At 58.6% G+C, this 21,464-nt stretch carries 18 protein-coding genes; 11 read left to right on the plus strand and 7 right to left on the minus strand.

The window, feature by feature from the left end; translation table 11 throughout:
• Positions 1-34 precede the first annotated feature (34 nt).
• The 4 genes from ACIQVE_RS23285 to ACIQVE_RS23300 form a co-directional block, all read right to left on the minus strand.
• On the minus strand, positions 35-403 hold the full coding sequence (locus tag ACIQVE_RS23285) for a hypothetical protein (protein WP_402812742.1): 369 nt from the start codon (positions 401-403) through the stop codon (positions 35-37).
• Positions 404-418: 15 nt separating this feature from the next.
• Positions 419-970 carry a UDP-4-amino-4,6-dideoxy-N-acetyl-beta-L-altrosamine N-acetyltransferase gene (gene pseH, locus ACIQVE_RS23290; protein WP_402812744.1) on the minus strand — a complete coding sequence of 184 codons (552 nt, stop codon included), beginning with the start codon at positions 968-970 and terminating at the stop codon, positions 419-421.
• Positions 971-1,596: 626 nt separating this feature from the next.
• The gene (locus tag ACIQVE_RS23295; protein ID WP_402812746.1) at positions 1,597-2,382 is read right to left on the minus strand and encodes a transporter substrate-binding domain-containing protein; all 786 of its coding nucleotides are present in this window, start codon (positions 2,380-2,382) and stop codon (positions 1,597-1,599) included.
• A gap of 76 nt (positions 2,383-2,458) precedes the next feature.
• Entirely contained in the window at positions 2,459-2,941 is a 483-nt protein-coding gene (locus ACIQVE_RS23300; RefSeq protein ID WP_402812748.1) for a hypothetical protein, read from the minus strand.
• 164 nt (positions 2,942-3,105) lie between these two features.
• On the opposite strand from ACIQVE_RS23300, the gene ACIQVE_RS23305 reads away from it, so the two are divergent.
• The 5 genes from ACIQVE_RS23305 (at position 3,106) to ACIQVE_RS23325 (ending at position 7,439) form a co-directional block, all read left to right on the plus strand.
• The gene (locus ACIQVE_RS23305) at positions 3,106-3,771 is read left to right on the plus strand and encodes a ribonuclease T2 (RefSeq protein WP_402812750.1); all 666 of its coding nucleotides are present in this window, start codon (positions 3,106-3,108) and stop codon (positions 3,769-3,771) included.
• A 138-nt stretch (positions 3,772-3,909) separates the two neighbouring features.
• Positions 3,910-4,407 (plus strand): PAAR domain-containing protein, encoded by a 498-nt coding sequence (locus tag ACIQVE_RS23310; RefSeq protein ID WP_402812753.1) that lies wholly within the window; start codon positions 3,910-3,912, stop codon positions 4,405-4,407.
• A 3-nt stretch (positions 4,408-4,410) separates the two neighbouring features.
• Positions 4,411-5,139, plus strand: a complete 729-nt coding sequence (locus ACIQVE_RS23315) for an alpha/beta hydrolase (RefSeq protein WP_402812756.1) — start codon at positions 4,411-4,413, stop codon at positions 5,137-5,139.
• Positions 5,139-5,663: a hypothetical protein gene (locus ACIQVE_RS23320; protein ID WP_402812759.1), complete on the plus strand. Its 525-nt coding sequence runs from the start codon at positions 5,139-5,141 to the stop codon at positions 5,661-5,663. Before ACIQVE_RS23315 ends, ACIQVE_RS23320 begins: the two co-directional genes overlap by 1 nt.
• A gap of 207 nt (positions 5,664-5,870) precedes the next feature.
• Positions 5,871-7,439, plus strand: a complete 1,569-nt coding sequence (locus tag ACIQVE_RS23325; RefSeq protein ID WP_402812762.1) for a diguanylate cyclase — start codon at positions 5,871-5,873, stop codon at positions 7,437-7,439.
• Positions 7,440-7,624: 185 nt separating this feature from the next.
• Here ACIQVE_RS23325 and ACIQVE_RS23330 read toward each other — a convergent pair whose 3' ends face one another.
• Together ACIQVE_RS23330 and ACIQVE_RS23335 are read right to left on the minus strand one after the other, a co-directional pair.
• Entirely contained in the window at positions 7,625-7,921 is a 297-nt protein-coding gene (locus tag ACIQVE_RS23330; protein ID WP_402812764.1) for a hypothetical protein, read from the minus strand.
• A 178-nt stretch (positions 7,922-8,099) separates the two neighbouring features.
• Positions 8,100-8,864 (minus strand): AraC family transcriptional regulator, encoded by a 765-nt coding sequence (locus tag ACIQVE_RS23335; protein WP_402812766.1) that lies wholly within the window; start codon positions 8,862-8,864, stop codon positions 8,100-8,102.
• 99 nt (positions 8,865-8,963) lie between these two features.
• Between ACIQVE_RS23335 and ACIQVE_RS23340 the strand changes: the two genes are divergently transcribed.
• From ACIQVE_RS23340 to ACIQVE_RS23350, 3 genes are all read left to right on the plus strand, one after another.
• Complete coding sequence (locus ACIQVE_RS23340; RefSeq protein WP_402812769.1) at positions 8,964-10,097, plus strand: multidrug effflux MFS transporter; 1,134 nt, start codon at positions 8,964-8,966, stop codon at positions 10,095-10,097.
• A gap of 108 nt (positions 10,098-10,205) precedes the next feature.
• The gene (locus ACIQVE_RS23345) at positions 10,206-11,933 is read left to right on the plus strand and encodes a ShlB/FhaC/HecB family hemolysin secretion/activation protein (protein WP_402812771.1); all 1,728 of its coding nucleotides are present in this window, start codon (positions 10,206-10,208) and stop codon (positions 11,931-11,933) included.
• 107 nt (positions 11,934-12,040) lie between these two features.
• A complete protein-coding gene (locus ACIQVE_RS23350) occupies positions 12,041-16,510 on the plus strand; it encodes a hemagglutinin repeat-containing protein (protein WP_402812774.1) in 4,470 nt (1,489 codons plus the stop codon).
• Between the two features lie 141 nt (positions 16,511-16,651).
• Here ACIQVE_RS23350 and ACIQVE_RS23355 read toward each other — a convergent pair whose 3' ends face one another.
• Positions 16,652-17,095: a PaaI family thioesterase gene (locus tag ACIQVE_RS23355; RefSeq protein WP_402812777.1), complete on the minus strand. Its 444-nt coding sequence runs from the start codon at positions 17,093-17,095 to the stop codon at positions 16,652-16,654.
• A gap of 203 nt (positions 17,096-17,298) precedes the next feature.
• Here ACIQVE_RS23355 and ACIQVE_RS23360 point away from each other — a divergent pair, with 203 nt between their 5' ends.
• The 3 genes from ACIQVE_RS23360 (at position 17,299) to ACIQVE_RS23370 (ending at position 21,336) form a co-directional block, all read left to right on the plus strand.
• Positions 17,299-17,790, plus strand: a complete 492-nt coding sequence (locus ACIQVE_RS23360) for a sigma-70 family RNA polymerase sigma factor (protein ID WP_402812780.1) — start codon at positions 17,299-17,301, stop codon at positions 17,788-17,790.
• Positions 17,791-17,827: 37 nt separating this feature from the next.
• Positions 17,828-18,811, plus strand: coding sequence for a FecR family protein (locus ACIQVE_RS23365; protein WP_402812783.1), 984 nt, complete (start codon positions 17,828-17,830; stop codon positions 18,809-18,811).
• A 98-nt stretch (positions 18,812-18,909) separates the two neighbouring features.
• Entirely contained in the window at positions 18,910-21,336 is a 2,427-nt protein-coding gene (locus ACIQVE_RS23370) for a TonB-dependent siderophore receptor (RefSeq protein ID WP_402812785.1), read from the plus strand.
• Positions 21,337-21,464 lie beyond the last annotated feature (128 nt).

The following is a 21,464-nucleotide window of genomic DNA, read 5'->3' on the forward strand; positions in this document are numbered from 1 at the left end:
AGTGACGGCCTTCGCTGGCCCATGTAGCGTCGACTCAACGCCAGCCTTCGCAGTGAGCGGTGATGCCTACCCAGACTTCCCGATAGCTATACCGCAGCCAGGCAGTGTGCATCTTGTGAAGTTGCCGCCGAATCCAGCTGTTCTTGCTTGCAAGCAGCATCTGCTCGATATCCCGGTTCAACGCGTCAGGGTCGAAACCTGTCCAGTTTGGCGGCAGTACGCATTCCAGATTCCCTGCGCAGATGACGGCGACTTCCGCGTACAAAATGTCTTTGATCTGTTCCGGGTCGTAGCCCTCGACTTTGCTGGCGATGTAGGGGAAGTCCACGCCGGTGTGGACAAAGATCCAGGACAAGGTTGCTCTGATTTCGTAAAGCTCGGCAGGACTCAGTTCACGTTTCAAACTCGGCTCCAGGCGCTATACGGTATTAAGACGTTCGATTACAGGCGCCAGGGCAGGGCGCTTGTTCTGCCATTCTGCTTTAGTGATGCCCAACAAAACCACATCAACCCGCACCCCATCCTTAACCACGTTCTGCCGCCGAACACCTTCAACCTCAAATCCAAACTTCTGATGCATTTTCACCACCGCCGCATTCATCGCTAGCACTTCGCAATTCAGCTTCTCCAACCCCGCCACATCAAACGCGTAATCGAGCATCCAGAACTCGACCAAGCTGCCCAACCCCTTGCCCTGCAACCCGACGTCCAGATAAAACGCCCAATCAGCGGTCTTGTGTAAAACGTTGATCACATTCAACGAAACAACCCCAACCGCCTGCTCATCCTTAATCACCACGAACACTTGCTGCCGTGGGTTCCCCTGCAACGAGGCCAGCCAGTTCGCGTGTTCCTGTTCGGTGATTTCATGTGAGGTGTACATGAATTTGCGCACGTCTTGCTGGTTGCGCAGGGTGCGGACGTGGGCCTGGATGGCGGGGCTGGCGTCGGTGAGGGGGAGGAATTGCATGGGATGTCCTTGTCTGGCGGTGAGGCGATTCTGAACCGGCGCTGTCGATCAGGAAAGTTTCATGTTGCGGTGTTCGGCGCGCGCCTAGGATGTTGGCACAAGATCGTCGCTTTTTATCCCTAGGGGAATCGTGCCATGAGCCTGAGTGTCGTCAAAGTGCTGTTGATTGCCGCTGCGGTGTCGGTGTTGAGTGCTTGTTCGGGGGCGGGTGGGTTGACCACGACTAGTTGCTTTTCCTCAGACTGCCAGTCGCCAGAGGGGCGCAGTAATGCGACTACTTTGAAGTTTGGCGGGAGTAGTGTTGGCAGTAGTTTGAATCACTACAGTTCAGGGATGTTGCATGAGGATTGAAAGCGGGCCCTGTGGCGAGGGGATTTATCCCCGTTGGGGCGCGAAGCGGCCCCGTTTTCAGTGAAGAACTGGGACTGCTGCGCAGTCCAACGGGGATAAATCCCCTCGCCACAGGGAAGTCGTTTGTAGTGAGTTTTGTGGATTGAGCACGTTGCTTTATTTGGTTGGAAGGAGGGGCCGCTACGCGACCCATCGGGGATAAATCCCCTCGCTACAGAATGCTCATGCTGCAAGCTTGATGTGGGCTTTGGGGATTTAGTTTCAGGCCTGAATGCTTATTGCGGCACGGCGATCCATTCGCTCAGTACTTTCTGATATTTGCCGGTCACTTTGCTCAAGTGCAGCCACTGATCAACATACAGCTTCCAGCTAATGTCATCGCGCGGCAGCATATAAGCCTTTTCCCCGTACTGCATGAACTGCTGCGGGTTGACCGCGCACAACCCTGGTTTGAGTTTCTGCTGGTACAGCGCTTCCGAGGCGTCGGTGATCATCACGTCGGCCTTGTTGTCGAGCAGTTGCTGGAAGATCGTCACGTTATCGTGCAGGGCCAGTTGCGCTTTGGGCAGGAAGGCGTGGACGAAGGCTTCGTTGGTGCCGCCGGCCGGTTCGACCAGGCGCACGTTGGGCTGGTTGATCTGCTCGACCGTCTGATACTTGGATTGATCGGCGCAGCGCACCAGCGGGATCTTGCCGTCGACGTCGAGGGTATTGCTGAAGAAGGCTTTTTTCTGCCGCTCCAGCGTCACCGAAATTCCGCCCATGCCGATGTCGCATTTGCCGGCCTGCATGTCTGGCATCAGGGTTTTCCAAGTGGTCTGCACCCATTCAACCTTGACCCCGAGGCTGTCGGCCAGCGAGCGCGCCATGGTGATGTCGATGCCTTCGAAATCGCCGTCGGTGCGTTTGAAGGTGTAGGGCTTGTAGTCGCCGGTGGTGCAGACGCGCAGTTGGCCTTGTTGCTGGATGGTGTCGAGGTGTGACGGTTGTTCCGCTGCCTGAGCGCTGAAGGTCAGCGGCAGGGCCAGCAAGGTACCGAGCAAGATTTTGGTTTTTATCATGTCTGTCGGGCTCCAAAGGGATCGGAGCCAGAAGTTAACCACGTTCTGGGCGCTGATCCCTATCGGCAGAGTGCGCTTACAGCCCCAATCCCTCCTGTACCACCGACAACAGGTTATTTTCAGTCAGCGCGATGGCATCCAGTTGTTGCCCGGTTTCAACGGTCTGCATCCACCAGTGGCTTTCGTGATGTTCATCGACGGTGCGCAGCAGATAGGTGTTTCTGTCCGGCAGGGTGATTTGCACGCGCCCCGCGCCGTCTTCGGTAAATCGTGCGATGGGATCAAAAGTCAGGCTTTGGTTATTTGCTTCGATCACCAACTGATCGATAGCGTAATCGTGGGATTCGCCATCCGGAGAGGTTTCGCAGATGTGCGTAGGATTGCGCCGAATTTTCAGTCCGACTTCGGTCACCGGTTGCAGCCAGGTTTCGATGCGGTGGTACAGGTCGTACACCTGAGCGGGCCAGCAATCGATCTCCAGTTCGGCGCAGGTGATGTCGTCCGCGTGGCTGTGCCGGGTTTGCTTGAGCTTCGCGGCGAGTTCGTCTGCTTTACTCATTTCGGTTCCCTGTTTGTGGTGTCTGCTTATTAATCGTAGACCTTTCAACGGGGTACAACGTTGCCGTGCGTCATGCGCTTGCAACACAAGCGTGTCCAAATCAGCGCTGACCAGTCTGGTCAGGATCGAAAACCACGGACGCAGGCGTCCCAAGGAGCGGGTACATGAAAAAGCTGTTTACAATTTTGGCAGTGATTGCGCTGACGGCCGGTAGCATCGGCCTGAGTTCGGCGCGTCAATCGCAATCGAGCAAGGCGCAAGTGGAGTCGGTAGCAGGGGTGTTCGATTATTACCTGCTGGCGTTGTCCTGGTCGCCGACCTTCTGTTTGACGCACAAGGACGACGTGCAGTGTTCCGGCAAAGGTTATGGCTTTGTCCTACACGGCTTGTGGCCGCAATACGCCAAGGGCGGCTGGCCGCAATCCTGCCCGCCGCTGACCATGCTGTCGGCCGCGGAAAGCAACAAAGGCATGACGCTGTTCCCGACCAAAAAATTGCTCGACCACGAATGGTCCAAACACGGCACTTGCAGCGGCCTCGGTGCGATGGGCTATCTGGATATTTCGGATAAAGCGGTTGGTGCGGTGAAAATTCCGCAAGAGCTGCAACCGTTCAGTACGTCTTATTACTTCGAGGCGCAGGAAATTTCCGATTTGTTCCGTAAGGCCAATCCGGGGATTCCAGCTGATGGCATCGCAGTAATTTGCAGCGGCCCGGAGCTGTCGGAAGTGCGTGTATGCATGGGCAAGGATCTGCAGTTTGGCGCGTGCGGCAAGGGTGTGAAAACCCAGTGCCGGGCGGGGGATATTCGGGTGCCTCCGGCGCGGTGATGTGATCGCCATTTGCTCATGAAATGCAGGCGCCAGAATGGGCGCCTGTTTTTTGGCCTGAAGGTTTGAAGCGTCTGGCAATTTCACGCATGCTTGCCACCCAAAAGGATCATCACGTAACACTGCAAGGAGCTGCTCATGAGCGGAAAACCCGCCGCCCGCGTCACCGATCCCACCGACTGCCCACTCCCGGGGCACGGTACCAACCCGATAGCCAGCGGCTCGCCGAATGTGAATTTCGACGGTCTGGCGGCTGCGCGGATGACTGATAAATCGGCGTGTGGCAGCCCGATTACCGGCGGCGTTTCTTCGACGGTTTTCATCAACGGTTTGAATGCCGCGACCTTGGACAGCACCGGTGGTCATGGCAACGTGGTCATCGGTGGTTCCGGCACCGTCATCATTGGCGACACGGTGTCCGCAGCTCCTTTTAGTGGGTTGCTGCCGATGCCAGTGCATTTCACTGACAAGTTGCAACTGGTCAATGACGTGACCGGTGAGCCCATGCCGAATCATCCCTACGCAATTCAGCGTGCGGACGGGCGTATGGAACATGGCGTGTCTGACGCTAGCGGTTTCACTCACACAGTCAGTTCTCACTTGCCTGAAACCATCAAGCTGTTTCTGGAGGAGTAAGGCATGGCTGGAGAAACAGTTACGTGTGCGAAGGGTAATAATTACAAGCTGCACAAGGAGCATGCACTGACAGATAAGAAGGATGTCAGTGTGAAAGCTGTGCCAGTGGAGAGTACGAAGGCGGTTGTTGTTTTCATTGGTGGCGCAGGAGATAAGGAACGGTATTACTTTTCTGGTCCGTATAGAAATATACAATTAGCGCGGTTGGGTTTTGATAAACGCACCGAAGCATTAAGAGACGAAGGTAAATATAAATCGGAATGGTTGGGCTACAACGAAGTCAGAGGGAAGCAGGATATCCAACGACATGTTCTGAGTCTTATTCCGTACAAGAGCTGTCCGATCTATATCGTTGGCCATAGCCTAGGTGCGTGGAATGGCGCACACCTGTCAAAACAGATGTCGGAATGGGGTTACAGGATTCAAATGCTGATTACTCTTGACCCTGTGGGTGAGGGGGCTTTGGTCTGGGTGGGTTCGGATATTTATCGTAAGCGCCCCGAGCCCGCTGCGGCTGAATGGATCAACATCAAAGCGATGCCGATCCAGAGAGACTCATCAGATGGAGTTGCTGATTTTGGGGAAAAGTGGCTTATCTCTTGCGGGCCGTCGATCAACGTTGATGTGAACACTAGTCATGCAGACGCATTGGGGTTATTTACTACCCCAATAGCCGGCAGCAAGTCGGCAAGTGACCTGTTGCTTGAATCGATCATGAAGGATTTTCCGTAATGTATAAGTGGCTTCTCTGTGCATTTTTTGCTGTATGTGCTGGCTGTGCAAAAGACCATACATTACCGCCTGCAAACTTGTTTTTTGTTTCCGTTGAAAGAGAGAGAAACCTCTTGTACGACATCAGGTACCAAGCAGATGTTGATGTTCTGGATCTTTTTGCCAGAGGAGAAAGAAACGGGATGGTCTCAGGTACGCTGCAGTGTGCCTTAGCTAATGATCAGGATTTTTCGGTTGGCAAATCAATGCAGTTTTCTGCAGTTGGGTTGATTGAGTCTGAAAAAAACAAGAAAGTCAATACGACGTTTTCTTATGTTACCAGTGCATTTCTGGTTGAAACGTCAAGCAATCAAAGTTCGCAACGAGACTTGTCAGCGGCAGAACTTAACCAACTTCTCCTCAACAAACAAAAAATCCCCTGCAAAGTCGTCGTCACCGCCTACGGCTATAAACCCTATTATTCAAACACCATGCACATTCCCGTCGCGGACTTGCTTCGGGAAATCAACAAACCTCGTTCATAAAACCGGGGGGCTGGCAAATCCCCCTGCACCCCTCGGCTCATTCGCCTGAGCAAAAATAATTCGACCCACGGCAGTCATCCAATCGCGCATTACGCCGATACAACTGGGCGAGAGCGGGGCGTTTGCCCACTGCATCCCGGTGGGCTACGCTCACAAACACAAGGGTTTCGGGCTAGCGCCCCTGTCGTACCTGTCCAGGACATGCTTTTGCCAATCCCCACTCACGATCCGCATCAAGCTCCCGGCACGCTAAAGCGTCTGCCGCTACGCAAAGCGGCGGTGCTGTTTATCGTTGCGGTGAGCCTGTGCCTGTTTGGTTTGCTGTACCTGCAACTGGAGCAGTCGCGGCGTCAGGATCTGACGGTGGCGCAAATGGCCTCGAGCAACCTGACCCGGGCGATGGCGCAGCAGGCGGAGGACACGTTCCTCGCGGCGGATCTGGTGATGAGCAGCCTGGTCGACTGGATTCAGGACGACGGTTACGGTGCGGCGCAAAGGCCCCGGTTGCAAAAAACCTTCTCCCGCCGGGTGCAGCAGCTGGAGCAGTTGCACGGCATGTTTCTGTTCGACGATCAGGGTCAGTGGGTGATTACTTCATTCCCCGATTTGCCCCGTGGCAACGGCGTGGCTGACCGCGAATATTTCAAGTTCCATCAGCAGAACGTCTCGTCGGTAGCGCACATCGGCCCGGCGATTCGCAGCCGTGAGAACGGCGAATGGATCATCCCGATCTCCAAACGCATCAATGACCGTGCCGGCAACTTCCAGGGAGTGTTGCTGGCCGGGATCAAGATGTCGTACTTCGAGCAGTTCTTCAAAAGCTTCAGCCTCGACGACAACGGCATCATGTTTATCGGCCTGACTGACGGCACCTTGCTCGCTCGCCGGCCGTTCGATGAATCACTGATTGGCACGTCACTGGCCAAGGGCGAGATCTATCAAACGCTGTTGCCCAACGCCACTGCCGGCACGGCAATGATCAGTTCGGTGGTCGATGGCGTCACTCGTTTGTACGGCTATCGGCAACTGGCGGCTTATCCGCTGGTGGTGGCGGCGGCGACCTCGCGGGACACGATTCTCAGGGGATGGTACGACCGCGCGTTCCAGTCAAGCGTGATTGTGGCGTTGGTGATCCTCGGTGTCGGTTTGTTCGGCTGGGTGTTTATCCATCAAGTGCGCAATGGCGAGCGGATAGAGAAAAACCTGCGCAAGGCGCAACAGGCGTTGGAGCAGATCGCTACTCACGACAGCCTCACTGGCCTGGCTAATCGGCGCTTGTTCGAACGGTCGCTGGAGATTGAATTCGCCCGTGGCGCGCGGCAGGTCAGTCCGGTCGGACTGATCATGCTCGATATCGATTTCTTCAAACGTTACAACGACGCTTACGGGCATGTGGCCGGTGATCATTGCCTGATACAGGTGGCCCAGGTCGTGAAAAGCTGCTGCCAGCGCAAGTCCGATCTGGTCGTGCGTTACGGCGGCGAGGAGTTCGCGGTTTTATTGCCCGACACTGATATCAACGGCGTATTGGCGATTGCCGGGCAGATTCGCCGCAGCGTGATCGACAAGCGCATCACCCATAGCGGTTCGCCCACTGGTTATCTTACGGTCAGTCTGGGCTGCTATTCATTTATTCCCAGTGGCAATGACAGCCTTGAAGTGTTTATCCAGCGTGCGGATGCGGCGTTGTATCAAGCCAAAAATGCCGGGCGTAATCGGGCGGCGGTAATGTCGCTGGATGGTGGGATTGCAGATCTGATGCGCTCTGATCGCTGAACCAACGACAGGCACAAAAAACTGTGGGAGCTGGCTTGCCAGCGATAGCGGCCGTTCAGCATAAGAAGATGCTGACTGTAGTGGCGCCATCGCTGGCAAGCCCACATGGATTTTCACTGATCACAAATTGTGTGAATGCTTAGAAAAGCTGTGGGAGATTTTCACCACGGATGGCTCTTGTTCGTTCAGCCACCCGTGCCACCGCCCGCACCGCCAGTACCGCCCCCCGCCGAACCTGTGCCACCACCGGCCCCTGAACCAGAGCCGCTGGCGCCGCCATTGGTGCCAGTGCCGGAACCGCCGCCGGAGCTGTTACCGCCAGACGGCGCGCCCGGCGTGTTGTCCGGTGGCATGGTCGAACCACCGGTGGAGCCCGATTTGGTGCCTGTTGCATCGGCGCCGTCGTTGGCCGCGAAGCTGGCGGCGGAGGCCGTGGCTAGCAGGCCGGCGAGCAATAACGAGGTGAGCTTGCGCGTCATCATGGTACGTCTCCAAAAAGAGGATTTACCTGATGTTGGTGTTATGCGCCCAACGCTTGGTGCCGCCCGAGTGACGAGCGGTCAACTGAGGGACCTCCTGATTTTCAGTCATGTCACCCGGCACGTCCTGAGCATCAATGGGGCGCGGACCTGGGTTTGAGCGTCGCCGGTCGTCCGATGTTTATTTGAGCCACTGTCCGGGCGTGCATCCGGTCATGGCTTTGAAGAACGCAATGAACGCGCTGTCGCTGGCGAAGCCCAGTTCGAAGCTGCAATAACCGAGGCTGCGCCCGGTGGCGAGCAATTCCATGGCGCGCATCAACCGCCATTGCTGTCGCCACTGCTGATAACTCATGCCGGTTTCACGCTGGAAGATCCGGCCGATGGTGCGGCTGCTGGCACCGATCTGGCGTTCCAGCACTTGCAGTTCCGGCGGCAGCCGTTCCGGGGTTGCGAGCAGTGGCAGCAATCGCTTGTCCTGTGGCAACGGCAGCAACATCGGTTGTTGTGCCGCTTCAACAATCTCGCTCAGGCACAGGCCAAGTAGATGGGCGAATTTACCCTGTTGCCAATCAGTGTCGAAATCCGCCGTGGCCATCGGTTCCAGCACGGCGCGCAGCAGCGGGCTCACTTCGATGACACAGACTTGTTGCGGCAGTTCTCGGCACAGTTTGGGGATGAGGTAAATGGAGCGGTAATCGACGCTTTGCTGCATCACCGCCCGATGGCTCACACCCGCCGGAATCCACGCCGCCCGCGACGGTGGCAGCAGACACAATTGCTGCGCCAGGGTGATGCGCGTGCAGCCCTGCCGGGTGTACAGCAGTTGCCCGCGCTGGTGTTGATGCTGGCCGGAGTCGTGATCACCCAGCGTCGCTGCGATGCCAATCACCGGCGCCGAGTATTGGTCGGCGTCAAAAAGTGTGTGGGCGTTGATCCAGGCCATGGGTTGTCCGATTTCAGCGATAAATTGGCAGGGTTCGGATAATACGCCAGTCAGCAGTTCTTAAACTTCTCGGCGGTTTTATTCGAGGAGTCATAAACAATGAACAACAGAAATCTGTTGCCGCTGGCGATTGCGTTGCTGATGTTTCCGCAAATCGCCCAGACCCTTTACAGCCCGGCGCTGGGGGATATCGCCCAGGTGTTTAAAGTCAGTCCCGAGGCGGCGGCGCAGACCTTGTCGGTTTACTTTTTCGCCTTTGCTGTGGGCGTGGTGGTGTGGGGGCGATTGTGTGATCGCATCGGCCGGCGCCCGGTCATGCTCGCGGGCCTGGCGATCTACGCGGTTGCCACGGTTATGGCCCTGTGGGTCAGCAGTTTCAACGGTCTGTTGCTGGCGCAGGGGTTGGCGGCATTTGGCGCGGCGGTGGGCTCGGTGGTCACGCAAACCTTGCTACGCGACCGCTTCAAAGGGGCAGAACTGGCGCAGGTATTTTCCTTGGTGGGCATCGCGCTGGCGGCAAGTCCCGCGATTGGTTTGTTCAGCGGCGCCAGTCTGGTCGAGGCCTTCGGTTATCGCGGCGTGTTGGTTGCGCTGGTTTTATTCGCCGTGACGCTGTGGCTCTGGAGTTGCTATGCCTTGCCGGAAACCCGTCCGCAGCAAACGCCCCAAGTTTGTCTGTGGGAAACCCTCGCACGCATGCTGCGCGACTTGAGCATCTGGCGTTCGGCACTGTGGATTGCCTCGTTCAATGTGGCGCTGTTCAGTTATTACAGCCTTGGGCCGTTCATTTTTCAGCGTCTGGGCCTGAGCGCAACGTGGTTCGGCTACAGCGGTGTGATCCTCGCGCTGGGCTCAGGTTTTGGCGCATGGTCCAACAAGCGTTTATTGCAGGCAGGGTTCGCTGCGATGCAGTTGATCCGGCTCGCCGCCATCACCGGTTTGCTCGGTGGCATCGGCGTCTGGTGGCTGCAGGACAGTGCTGCGTTTGTGCTGCCGATGGTGCTGATTGTGCTGGCGTTCGGCATGGCGATCCCCAATATTCTCGGCATGGCGCTGGTCGATTATGCGGATCGACTGGGCACTGCCGGGGCGTTGTTGGGGCTGATTTATTACCTGCTGATCGGCGTGGGCATGATGCTCGCCGGGTGGTCTCAGGCACTCGGGGAAACCCTGATAGCGTGCAGTGCCGTGGCGTTGCTGCTGACAATAAGAGCAACAAAAGCAATTGTTTAAGAAATGTAAGCGCTGTAGGAAGCGTCTTGCATTTGTGTAGGAGGGCTCCGACTATCACGATTATTGATGATGTGGCATTACGCCATTCAATGATCGCAAGGATGTTGCGTGCCGTATTTGCTTCGCGCTGTTTTTCCTCGTCATGCCACGCGTTGCCCGCTGTTGTCGGTCGTTGTGTTGAGCGTGTGTGCCTCCTCGCTTGAAGCGGCTGAACCTGTCGCGCCGGGCCAGGAAGTGCTGCGCCAGCAACAACAGCAACAGCGCGACCTGCAACAGCTGCAACTTGAGCAAAGAAAACGCCAGCTGGAGCGCGGCGCGTTCGGCCCGGCGCCAGCCACTCCGGCAATTCCCCAAGCCGTTACCCCTGATGAGCGCTGCTGGCCGTTGAGCGGCACGCGCATCGGCGGCGTGATGTTGATCGACAGCGACAAACTCAACGCGCGGATCAAGCCCTTATTGGCGCCATGCATGGGTGTCGGCCAGATCAATCATCTGCTGGCGACCATCACCGCGATTTATGTCGAGAAGGGCTACATCGCCAGTCGCCCCTATCTGGTGAGTGCTCCGGCGGCGGGGCAGTCGCTGGATATCCGGGTCGACGAAGGCTACATCGAGTCCATCGAACTGGCTGATCAAAGCCTGCTGATCTCGCTGGGCGGTGCTTTTCCGGGCATGCTCGGAGAGCCGTTGAACCTGCGCGATCTGGAGCAGGGGCTGGATCAACTGAACCGCTTGCGTTCGGTTGACCTGACCGCTGACATCGCCCCCGGCAGCCAGCCTGGCGCCTCGCGGATCATCCTGCGTTCGCGCACCTCCGGGCACTCGCGCTGGGCCTTGAACGCGGGGATCGACAACCTCGGCAGCGCCAGCACCGGACGCGACCGCAATACGCTCAGCCTGAGCCTCGACAGCCCGCTGCAACTCAACGATCTGCTGAGCCTCAGCGCCAGTGACACGTTGAATCAGGGCGACCGCTACAGTCGCAACGCCAGCCTTTATTACGCAATCCCCTATGGCTACTGGACTTACAGCGTATTCGCCAGCCACGCCGAATACCGTGCGCCGTTCAAATTGCCGAGCACGACTTTTCACAGCACCGGCATCACCGAGCAGGTCAGCCTGCGCGCCGACCGCGTGTTGTGGCGCGACCAGAGCCGCCAGCTCAGTGCCAACCTGCAACTGGCGCACAAGGACGTCGACAGCTATCTGGAACACGTCCGCCTGGGCATTCAGAGCCCGACCCTGACCGTGGCCGAAGCCGGGCTCAATCTGTTCTGGCTCGACCGCGCAGTGTGGAACCTCGACGTCAACTACGCGCAAGGCCTGCGCTGGATCGGCGCCGATGACGATTCCCGACAGTCGATCAACAACCTGCCGAAAGCGCAGTTTCGCAAGTACCGCGCCGGCCTCAGTCAATGGCGCAATGGCCAGTTCGGTGCGCAAGCCTGGCAGTGGCAGAGCCAGCTTAATGTGCAGTACAGCCCGGACCCATTGCCGGCCATCGAACAACTGCTTGGCACCGACGACTCGGCGGTGCGCGGTTATCGCGTCAGCAGTGCCTCCGGTGCCAGCGGCGCAATCTGGCGCAACACCTTGCGCCTGCCGCTGCGCAGCGAATGGCCGGTGCAGATCACTCCGCGTGTCGGCCTCGACCACGGCTGGATCAAGGCCGATCACGGCGCCCAAGGGCAACGCCTGAGCGGCGCCAGTCTCGGCCTCAATCTGGGCTGGAAAAACCTGCAAGTTGACGTCGATTACCAACGCGCCCTCAACACCCCCAACGGTCTGCGACATGAGCCTGAGACCTGGCTGATGCGGGTCGGGGTGCAGATATGACCCATACGAATAATGCACTGAACAAACAGCCGTCGGACCTGAGCGCGACAGCCACGGCCAATACCAAAACGCGCGACGTGATGCCGTACTTACATGGAGACGTTTTTATGCCAGCACATACTTTTGCATTTCATCTTTCCCCTCGGGGCAAATTGCGCTGGGCGATCGCCAGCCTGTTCTTCGCCGTGCACTTGCCGAGCGCTCTGGCCGGTGGTGTCGTCGTCGCGCCGGGCCCCGGCGGCACCGCGCAATTGCAGACCCAGGGCGGTGTGCCCATCGTCAACATCGTCGCGCCCAACGGTTCGGGCCTGTCGCACAACCAGTTCCTCGACTACAACGTAGACCGTCAGGGTTTGGTGCTGAACAACGCCTTGCAGGCCGGGCAATCGCAGCTTGCCGGGCAACTGGCAGCCAACCCGCAACTGCAAGGGCAAGCGGCGAGCGTGATCCTCAACGAAGTGATCAGCCGCAACCCGTCAGCCATCAACGGCGCACAGGAAATCTTTGGTCGCGCCGCCGATTATGTGCTGGCCAACCCCAACGGCATCTCGGTGAATGGCGGCAGTTTCATCAACACGCCGAACGCTAATCTGGTGGTCGGTCGCCCTGAACTCAACGACGGCAAGCTGCAAGCCTTGAGCACTCGTGACGCCGGTGGCCAGTTACAGATTCAGAGCGGCGGCCTGCGGAACGGCGAGGGCTCGATCAACCTGATCGCCCCGCGTATCGACAGCCAGGGCGCGCTCAATGCCCGCGATCAACTCAACCTTACCGTTGGCCGCAATCAGATTGATTACGCCAGTGGCCAGGTGAAAACCGTGGACCCGGCAGGCCACACCGCCGATCAACGCATCGACGCCAGCCTGTTCGGCGCGATGCAGGCCGGACGCATCAATATCGTCAGCACTGCTGAAGGTGCTGGTGTGAGAGTCGGCGCAGTGCAAGTGGCCGGGCGCGATGGCGTGCAGATTCGTTCTGCCGGTGATCTCAGTGTCAGCGGTGCAGCCGTGGCCGACAGCCTCGACGTGACCCGCGCGGGTATCCGCAGCAGCCAGGGCGATGTCGGTCTGCACAGCGGCAAGGACCTGACCTTGGCCGCCACCGATGTCAGTGGCCGTGACGTTAACGTCGATGCCAAGCGCAACCTGACCCTGAGCACGGTCGAAAGCCGCAAGCTCCAGGAAAAGCGCGAAAACTGGAGCAACAGCACCATCGGCATCACGTGGGAAACCTACGACCGTACCCAGACCGACAGCGAGTCGCGTCAGCACGGCAGCCAGATTATCGCCAGCCGCGACGCGACATTATCCTCCGGCAAAGACACTCAACTGCACGCTGCAAAAGTCGAAGCGGCGAACAATCTCAGCGTGCAAAGTGGCGGTGACCTGCGTCTGACCGCCGCCACCGAAAGCCACACCCAGACCAATCAGGGCAACCACCGCAAACACTTGTGGAAAGCCAACTGGAACACCAGCAGCGAAGAACAGCGGAGCGTCACCAGCCAGTTGAAGGCCGGCAATATCGCCCTGCAAACCGCTGCGCTGTTGCGTTCCGAAGGCGCCGAACTGAACAGTTCGGGCGACCTGCAACTGGCCGGCAAACAGGTGGAAATCACCACGGCAACACGGACCAGTCGCAGCAACGACAATCGTTATTCCGGCGATCTGGTTGGCGGTGGTTTCTTCGGCAAGAACGGTGACGCCGACAAGGGCCAGACCCAGCATCAGGGCAGCAAGGTCAATGCGGCGGGCAAACTGATCGTCAAGGCTGACGACGTACGCATCAGCGGCAGCCAGGTGCGTGGCGGTATCGAGGCAAGCGTGATCAGCGACAAGGGTTCGCTGGTCGTCGACGGCGTGCAGGACACCTCGCACAGCAACAACTACGACAAGGACAGCAAGTTCTTCGGCATCAGCAAGGACGAGTCGCGCCAGAACGTCAAGGACAGCACCACGGTGCGCAGCGAGCTCGTGTCCGACAGCAACCTCAAGCTCAAAAGCGCCAAGGACATCGAAGTGGCCGGCTCGACCGTCAAGGCGGGCGGCGCGCTAACGGCCGACGCGGCGGGGGATGTGAATTTGCATTCTGCGCAGAACAGCCACGACAGCAGCTCCACCACGCAAACCCGTGGCTTCGACGCCTACGCCAAAGAGCAAACAGCGGAGCAATATCGCGCCGGGATTCATTACGAAGACAAGCAACAAACCGTGACCCGCAACGACGTCACGCAGCAAGGTTCCAGCCTCAGCGGCGCTAGCGTGCAAGTGAAGGCGGGCGGCGACGTGACCCTCAAAGGCGCGGAGGTGAAATCCACCGCTGGCGACACGACATTGAGCGGTAAAAACGTGTCGTTGCTGGCCGAGCAGAACAGCCACAAAACCACCACCGACACGTCCAGCACCGGCGGCGGTTTCTATTACACCGGCGGCCTCGACCGCGCCGGCAGTGGCATCGATTTCGCCCATGGCACCTCGCAAGACACCAGCAGCAAAACCATTGCGCAAACCACCAGCGTGCAGAGCAGCGGTGGCCTGACGATCAACGCCGACAAGCTCGCCACCGAGGGCGCGCAAGTGAAGGCCGGCAACGGTCTGAACATCGTGGCCAACGAAGTCGACAACCGCGCGGCCAGCAACACTGAAAGCAGCACGCATCAGCAGAGCAACTGGTCAGCGGACATCGGCGCCAACGTCGAGTACAAAGACATCGCCCGGCCAATCGCTGGTGCGGTCAAGGATGTGCTGAACGCCAAGGTGCCGGACAAGGATGCGCTTTCAAATCTCGGCCAGCCGAACGTTGGTATCGAAGTCGCGGTCGGTCATGGCAGCGCCAACAAAACCGAGCAAAACAGCAACGCTATCGCCAGCCGTTTTGACGGCGGCAATGTCGACGCGAACGTCGCAGGAACGTTGCACGACCAAGGCACGCAGTACAACGCCAGCAACGGCAAAGTAAACATCAGCGCCGATAAGCTGGTCGCCGATGCCGCGAGCAATACCCACGCCAGCACCGACAGTTCGGTGGATGCCAAGGTCGACGTGCGGGTCTACACCAAAACCGGCGAAGACGTGAATGTCGCCGGCAGCGGTGCGGGTGGCAGCAGCCAGTCCACCAAAGACAGTTCCACGGCGGTGGTCGGCGCTTATGCCGGCAGCCAGGGCGTGAACATCAAGGTCGGTGGCGACGCGCAGTTTGAAGGCAGCCGTTTCGACGGCGGGCAGGGCGGCGTAAGCATCCAGACCGGGGGCGATCTTGCGCTTAATCAGGCCAACGATCGCCAGAACAGCAGTGACGCCAGTCTGCGCGGCAATGGTTCGCTGACGGTCGGCACCTTGCCAGGAACCGACGGCACCAACGTCGATCTCGGCGCCGGGTTTCAGCTCGACCATACCGGCAAGCAGACCCACGATAGCCAAGCCCACGTTGCGAGCATCACCGGCAACGGTCCGGTGCAACTGAGCAGTGGCGGCAATCAGATCCAGCAAGGCACAACGATCGACAGCACTGGCGCCATCGACCTGCACGCTGATGGCAAGCTCGATCTGCAAGCGGCCACCGACACTCACACCGCCACCGGCAGCAATCTCGGCGGCGGCTTGAAGGGCGGCGGCAGCAAAACCAGCAGCGAGAAGAGCCGCGATCAGGGCGGCAATCTCAGTGGCAATTTCAACATTGGTCGGGTCAACGAGCATTCGCAAACGCTTACCGGTGGCCAAATCACCAGCCAGAGCGGGATCGCCCTGAGCGGTGACGCTGTTCATCTGCAAGGCACGCAAGTCAGCGCGCCGAATGTGAGCGTCGATGCGCAGAAGGGCGGTTATGTTCAGGAGTCGGCACAGTCCACTGAAAGCCGCAGTAACTGGAACGTCGCGCTGAATGCCGGCGGTAATCTGAGCAGCAAAAAACCGACAGCCGCCGATGAGAAGGCCAGCAGCGATCACGGCTTCAATGCCGGCGCCAAGGTTGGCGTGGATTACCTGCAGGGCACCACGCAGCAGAACAGCCAGATCAAGGCTGACAGCGTGGTGTTGAACAGCGGCGGTGATGCACAGCTAGCTGGCGCGCGAGTCGATGCGAAAACTGTAAGCGGGAATGTCGCAGGGGATCTGTCGGTCGAAAGCCGTCAGGACTCGCAGACCAACGCCAAAGTCGATGTCGATCTAGGCCTGACCGCCAAGAAGAATCCACCGAGCGACAAGGAAAAACTCGCCGGCACTGACTACAAGCCAACGCTGAAAACCCAGGGCGAATACGCGCACAAGGACAGCGTCGCGCAGGCGTCCGGCATCAGCGCCAGTCAAGGTGTAAACCTGAATGTTGGTGGCGCAACACAACTCACCGGCGCGCGGATTTCAGTGAGTGAAGGCAAGGTTGATCTGGGTGGTTCGAAGGTCAGCAGCAGCGACCTGAACAACCACGATTACGGCATCAAGGCCGGCCTGGATCTGCCACAAAAAACCGAGGAAAACGCGCCGAAGGTGTCGTTTGAGAACGGTGATCTGAAAGTCGGCCCGGTCACCTTGAGCGGGCATCTCGATACCCAAACCCTGCACGCCGGAATCGACGAAAAAGGCTAAGCAACTCTTGGGTGGATGCACTTGAACCGGCATCCACCCCATCCCCTGTGGGAGCGAGCTTGCTCGCGAAGGCGTCATTTCAGTCAATTCAGTGGTGACTGAACCAGCGCATTCGCGAGCAAGCTCGCTCCCACTTTTTGCTCATGCCTTCAGGGGAATATTTCGCATGGTGACCAATGCCGTCGCGCAGAGTGTTTCCTTGCCTTCTTTCACTGCGTACAAATCGGCGGCTGCGACCGTCGTGTTATGCGAGGCATTGATGACTCTGCCTCTGGCCAGCAGCTTTTCACCCTCAGCGGGGGCGATGAGTTTGACGGTGAAATCCGTGGTCATGTTGATCCAGCCTGGCGGCAACAGAGTGCCAGCGGCCGAACCTGCGGCAAAGTCAGCCAATGCACCGACGATGCCCCCCTGCAAGTAGCCGTTGTGCTGAGTGAGCTCTTTGCGCGTGGGTTGTTCGATTTCACAATGACCTGGTTTCAGGTAGTTGTAATGGAAACCCAGCAGTTTTGCCGCCGGCATACTGAGCACGGCAAATTGGACGTGTTTGTCAAAGTCAGGATTGCTAGCAGTGAAGTCTTCCATGGTATTTATCCTTGATGTCTGCATTGATGAACCTGTATAGCTCCGCTTGGTGAATGAAACCAAGGTCCGCGGTCTGTAATAGGCAGGTTGAATACCTCCTGATCAGGTTTCCCTTCAGTTGACCCAGACCGGAATGATTTGCCGGGTTTAATGGGAAGCATTACTATTCGCGCCTCTTTCCTCAGCACACCACCCATACCCCCATGCGTCCCCGCAGACCCGGCTTTTTCGAGCATTACGAAGAGTTGATCGGCACCTGGACTCGTCGTCTGCGCAATCGCGCGCAGGCCGAGGATCTGGCGCACGACACCTTTGTGCGGGTGCTTGAGTCCGATTCGGCGCAGGTGCAGCAACCTCGGGCGTATTTGCACCAGACCGCGCGCAATATCGCGGTCGATGGCTATCGGCGGGAGGATCGGCGCGGCGCCATGGAGTCGGAGGCAATCGACCACAGTGTGTCGTCATCCGGCGACCCGGAGCATTACATGCACGCGATCCAGTTGGCCGACTCCATCGAACGGGCGCTCGCGGAGTTACCGATCAATTGCCGGAAGATTTTTGTCTGGCAGAAGATCGAAGGCCTGACCCAGGCGGAAATCGCAGAACGCCTGGGGCTGTCCAAGAACATGGTCGAAAAGTATATGATCCGCACCCTGCGGCATCTGCGTGATCGACTGGACGGGTTGCAGTCGTGAGCAGCAACTTTTCATCCCCGGCCAAACAGGACATTCCATGATGGATACTCGTGATTGCGCGTGCGGGCAAACGACGGTGCGCGATGATGCGGCTCGCTGGTTTGTGCGTTTGCAGGAGCCGGCCGTCAGTGCCGACGAGCAGCAGCGCTTTGACGCCTGGCTGAATGAACATCCGCAACACCGTGATGAATTTCAGTTGCTGCAAGGGCTGTGGACGGCGGCTGACCTGCTGCCAGCGCCACGCCTGAAAGCCCTTGTTGAAACCCCACCGGCGCGCCGCGAACGGCGTCCGCTGCTGCGTTATGCGGTCGCGGCCAGTGTGCTGACGGTGGCGCTTGGACTGGGGCTGTTCAGCGGCCTCAATCATCCGGGTGATTACAGCGCCGAGTTTTCCACCGTGCTCGGCGAGCGCAAACATGTGGCATTGCCGGACGGCTCGGTGATCGACCTCAACAGCCGTAGCCGCTTGCAGGTGCGCTATGAAAAGGATCACCGACTCATCGAGCTGATTGAAGGCGAGGCGATGTTCAGCGTCGAGCACGACAATTCACGACCGTTTTTGGTCGAGGCGGGCAGCGGCAAGGTGACGGTCACCGGTACGCGCTTCGACGTGCGTCGCGACGTGACGCAGACACGGGTGGCGGTGGAGCAGGGCACAGTGAAAGTGCAGGGGCACAATGCGCCGGACAACGAATTTATAAACCTGACCGCCGGCCTCGGCACCCATGTCGATGCGCAAGGTAAAGTGGCGGCAGCCTATGCGGTCAATCCGGCGGAGCTGACGGCGTGGCGCGGCGGCAAACTGGTGTTCAACAACGCCAGCCTCGCCGAAGTGGCCGCCGAAGTGTCGCGTTATCGCGAGAAGCCGCTGACCGTCAGCAACCCCGGCGTGGCCAATCTGCGCCTCACCAGCGTGTTCAAATCTGACAACACCGACGCCTTGCTCAAGGCCTTGCCGAGCATTCTGCCGGTGGCCATTCGCACCCTCGCGGATGGCAGCCAGGAAATAATTTCAAAATAGCATTCAGGTTTTTTTCGAGTTCATCGTCTTCCTGTTCAACTGCAACTGGTTTGCATTAACAGCCGCACACTCTTGCGATCCACAGGACTACGTTCGACGTGAAAACCACCACTGCCAATAACAAAAAATCCCCTTGGTTGCCACTGGCCCTCGCGCTGGCGGTCAACGCTGCCGTGCCTTTGGCATTCGCTGCCGAAGCCATTCATATTCGCGCGCAGCCGCTGGGTCAGGCCTTGAGTGAACTGGGCCAGCAAACCTCGTTGCAGGTGTTTTTCAGCCCGGACCTGGTCGCCGGCAAACAAGCCCCGGCAGTCGAGGGTGATATCTCGCCAGAGCAAGCGCTGCGTCAATTGCTGCAAGGCAGCGGTCTGGATTATCAGATCAACGAAGGCTCGGTGACGCTGTCGCCCGCCGCGACCTCTGCTGCCACCAACGGCCCGCTGGAACTGGGCGTGACCGACATCAAAGTGGTCGGCGACTGGCTCGGCGACGCGAATGCGGCCGTGGTGCAAAACCACCCCGGCGCGCGCACGGTGATTCGCCGCGAAGCGATGGTCGAGCAGGGCGCAATGAACGTCAGCGACGTGCTCAAGCGCGTACCCGGCGTACAGGTGCAAGACTCCAACGGCACCGGCGGCAGCGACATTGCCCTGAACGTCGGCGTGCGCGGTCTGACGTCGCGTCTGTCGCCACGCTCCACCGTGCTCATCGACGGCGTGCCGGCTGCATTCGCGCCGTACGGTCAGCCGCAGCTGTCGATGGCGCCGATCTCGTCGGGCAACCTCGACAGCATCGATGTGGTACGTGGCGCGGGTTCCGTGCGCTATGGGCCGCAAAACGTCGGCGGCGTGATCAACTTCGTCACCCGCGCGATCCCGGAGAAAACCACCGGCGAAATCGGCACCACACTGGAAACCACTCAGTACGGTGGCTGGAAGCATATCGACACGGCGTTCCTCGGCGGTACTGCCGACAACGGCATGGGTGTGGCGCTGTTGTACTCGGGCGTCAACGGCCACGGCTATCGCGAGCGCAATAACGGTAACGATATTGACGATGTGATCCTCAAGACGCACTGGGCGCCGACCGATCAGGATGATTTCAGCCTCAATTTTCATTACTACGACGCCAGCGCCGACATGCCCGGTGGCCTCACGCAGAAGCAATACGACAACAATCCGTACGACTCGGTGCGCGATTACGACAGCTTCAGCGGTCGGCGCAAGGACGTGTCGTTCAAGTGGATTCGCCAGATCGACGAGCGCACTCAGGCTGAAGTGCTGACCTATTACACCGACAGTTTCCGGGGTAGCACCATCGCTGCTCGCGACCAGAAAACCCTCAGCTCATATCCGCGCTCTTATTACACCTTGGGCATCGAGCCGCGAGTGTCTCGGGTGTTCGACGTCGGCCCGACCACCCAGGAAGTCAGCGTCGGTTATCGCTACCTGAAAGAGGCAATGCACGAGGAGTCGAGCCGACTGGCGCTGGTCAACAACCAGCCTGTCGTCACGCCGACTTCCGATGGCCACGTGTTCCAGGATCGCACCGGCGGCACCGAGGCCAACTCGGTTTACGTCGACAACAAAATCGACGTCGGCAACTGGACGATCACCCCGGGCATTCGCTTCGAACACATCAGCACTGACTGGCACGATCGCGCGGTGCTCGACACTGCCGGCAGGCCGGTGCCGGAGAAAAATCGCAGCATCGAAAGCAACGAACCGCTGCCGGCGCTGAGCGTGATGTATCACCTGTCAGACGCGTGGAAGCTGTTCGCCAACTACGAAACCTCGTTTGGCAGCCTGCAATATTTCCAGCTCGGTCAGGGCGGCTCGGGCGATAGCACCGCCAACGGTTTGCAACCGGAAAAGGCCAAGACCTACGAGATCGGCACGCGCTACAACGATGACGTGTGGGGCGGGGAAGTGACGCTGTTCTACATCGACTTCGACGACGAACTGCAATACATCAGCAACGATGTCGGCTGGACCAACCTCGGCGCGACCAAGCATCAGGGCATTGAAGCGTCGGTGCATTACGACATGGCGGCGCTGGATCCGCGCCTTGATGGTCTGTCCGCGAATGCCGGTTTTACGTATACCCGTGCAACTTATGAAGGTGAGATTCCGGGGTTCAAGGGGCGTGATCTCCCGTTCTATTCGCGTCAGGTGGCAACGGTTGGTTTGCGCTATGAGGTTAATCGCTGGACCTACAATCTCGACGGTTTTGCCCAGTCGAAACAGCGTTCGCCGGGTACTGGTGTGAACGCCGATGGTAGTTTTAACGGTAACTACATCACTGACGGCACGGCGGATGGGCAGTACGGTGATATTCCGGGTTATGTGACCTGGAACGTGCGCGGCGGTTATGATTTCGGGCCGCAAGTGTCGAACCTGAAGCTGGGCGCCGGGGTGAAGAATGTCTTCGACAAGCAGTATTTCACCCGCTCCAGCGACAACAATTCGGGGATGTATGTGGGGGCGCCGCGTACGTTCTTTGTGCAGGCTAGTTTGGGGTTTTGATGGTTTTTTGGGGCATATCCGTTTTTGGGGTGATGGCTGATTACGGTTCCGCCCTTACGGCGGGTCACTTTTGGCAAACGCCCCAAAAGTAACCAAAAGGTCTGTGCCCTGACGTTCGGCCCTCGCTG

It is taken from the genome of Pseudomonas sp. NPDC098747 (assembly GCF_044760045.1).
Classification (GTDB): domain Bacteria; phylum Pseudomonadota; class Gammaproteobacteria; order Pseudomonadales; family Pseudomonadaceae; genus Aquipseudomonas.

What these genes read in the sequence shown, in the direction of transcription:
- ACIQVE_RS23300 (WP_402812748.1), bottom strand. Translation starts at nt 2,941, where the DNA reads ATGAGTAAAGCAGACGAACTCGCCGCGAAGCTCAAGCAAACCCGGCAC.
- ACIQVE_RS23305 (WP_402812750.1), top strand. Translation starts at nt 3,106, where the DNA reads ATGAAAAAGCTGTTTACAATTTTGGCAGTGATTGCGCTGACGGCCGGT.
- pseH (WP_402812744.1), bottom strand. Translation starts at nt 970, where the DNA reads ATGCAATTCCTCCCCCTCACCGACGCCAGCCCCGCCATCCAGGCCCAC.
- ACIQVE_RS23340 (WP_402812769.1), top strand. Translation starts at nt 8,964, where the DNA reads ATGAACAACAGAAATCTGTTGCCGCTGGCGATTGCGTTGCTGATGTTT.
- ACIQVE_RS23365 (WP_402812783.1), top strand. Translation starts at nt 17,828, where the DNA reads ATGATGGATACTCGTGATTGCGCGTGCGGGCAAACGACGGTGCGCGAT.
- ACIQVE_RS23360 (WP_402812780.1), top strand. Translation starts at nt 17,299, where the DNA reads ATGCGTCCCCGCAGACCCGGCTTTTTCGAGCATTACGAAGAGTTGATC.
- ACIQVE_RS23320 (WP_402812759.1), top strand. Translation starts at nt 5,139, where the DNA reads ATGTATAAGTGGCTTCTCTGTGCATTTTTTGCTGTATGTGCTGGCTGT.
- ACIQVE_RS23350 (WP_402812774.1), top strand. Translation starts at nt 12,041, where the DNA reads ATGCCAGCACATACTTTTGCATTTCATCTTTCCCCTCGGGGCAAATTG.
- ACIQVE_RS23355 (WP_402812777.1), bottom strand. Translation starts at nt 17,095, where the DNA reads ATGGAAGACTTCACTGCTAGCAATCCTGACTTTGACAAACACGTCCAA.
- ACIQVE_RS23295 (WP_402812746.1), bottom strand. Translation starts at nt 2,382, where the DNA reads ATGATAAAAACCAAAATCTTGCTCGGTACCTTGCTGGCCCTGCCGCTG.
- ACIQVE_RS23330 (WP_402812764.1), bottom strand. Translation starts at nt 7,921, where the DNA reads ATGATGACGCGCAAGCTCACCTCGTTATTGCTCGCCGGCCTGCTAGCC.
- ACIQVE_RS23315 (WP_402812756.1), top strand. Translation starts at nt 4,411, where the DNA reads ATGGCTGGAGAAACAGTTACGTGTGCGAAGGGTAATAATTACAAGCTG.
- ACIQVE_RS23335 (WP_402812766.1), bottom strand. Translation starts at nt 8,864, where the DNA reads ATGGCCTGGATCAACGCCCACACACTTTTTGACGCCGACCAATACTCG.
- ACIQVE_RS23310 (WP_402812753.1), top strand. Translation starts at nt 3,910, where the DNA reads ATGAGCGGAAAACCCGCCGCCCGCGTCACCGATCCCACCGACTGCCCA.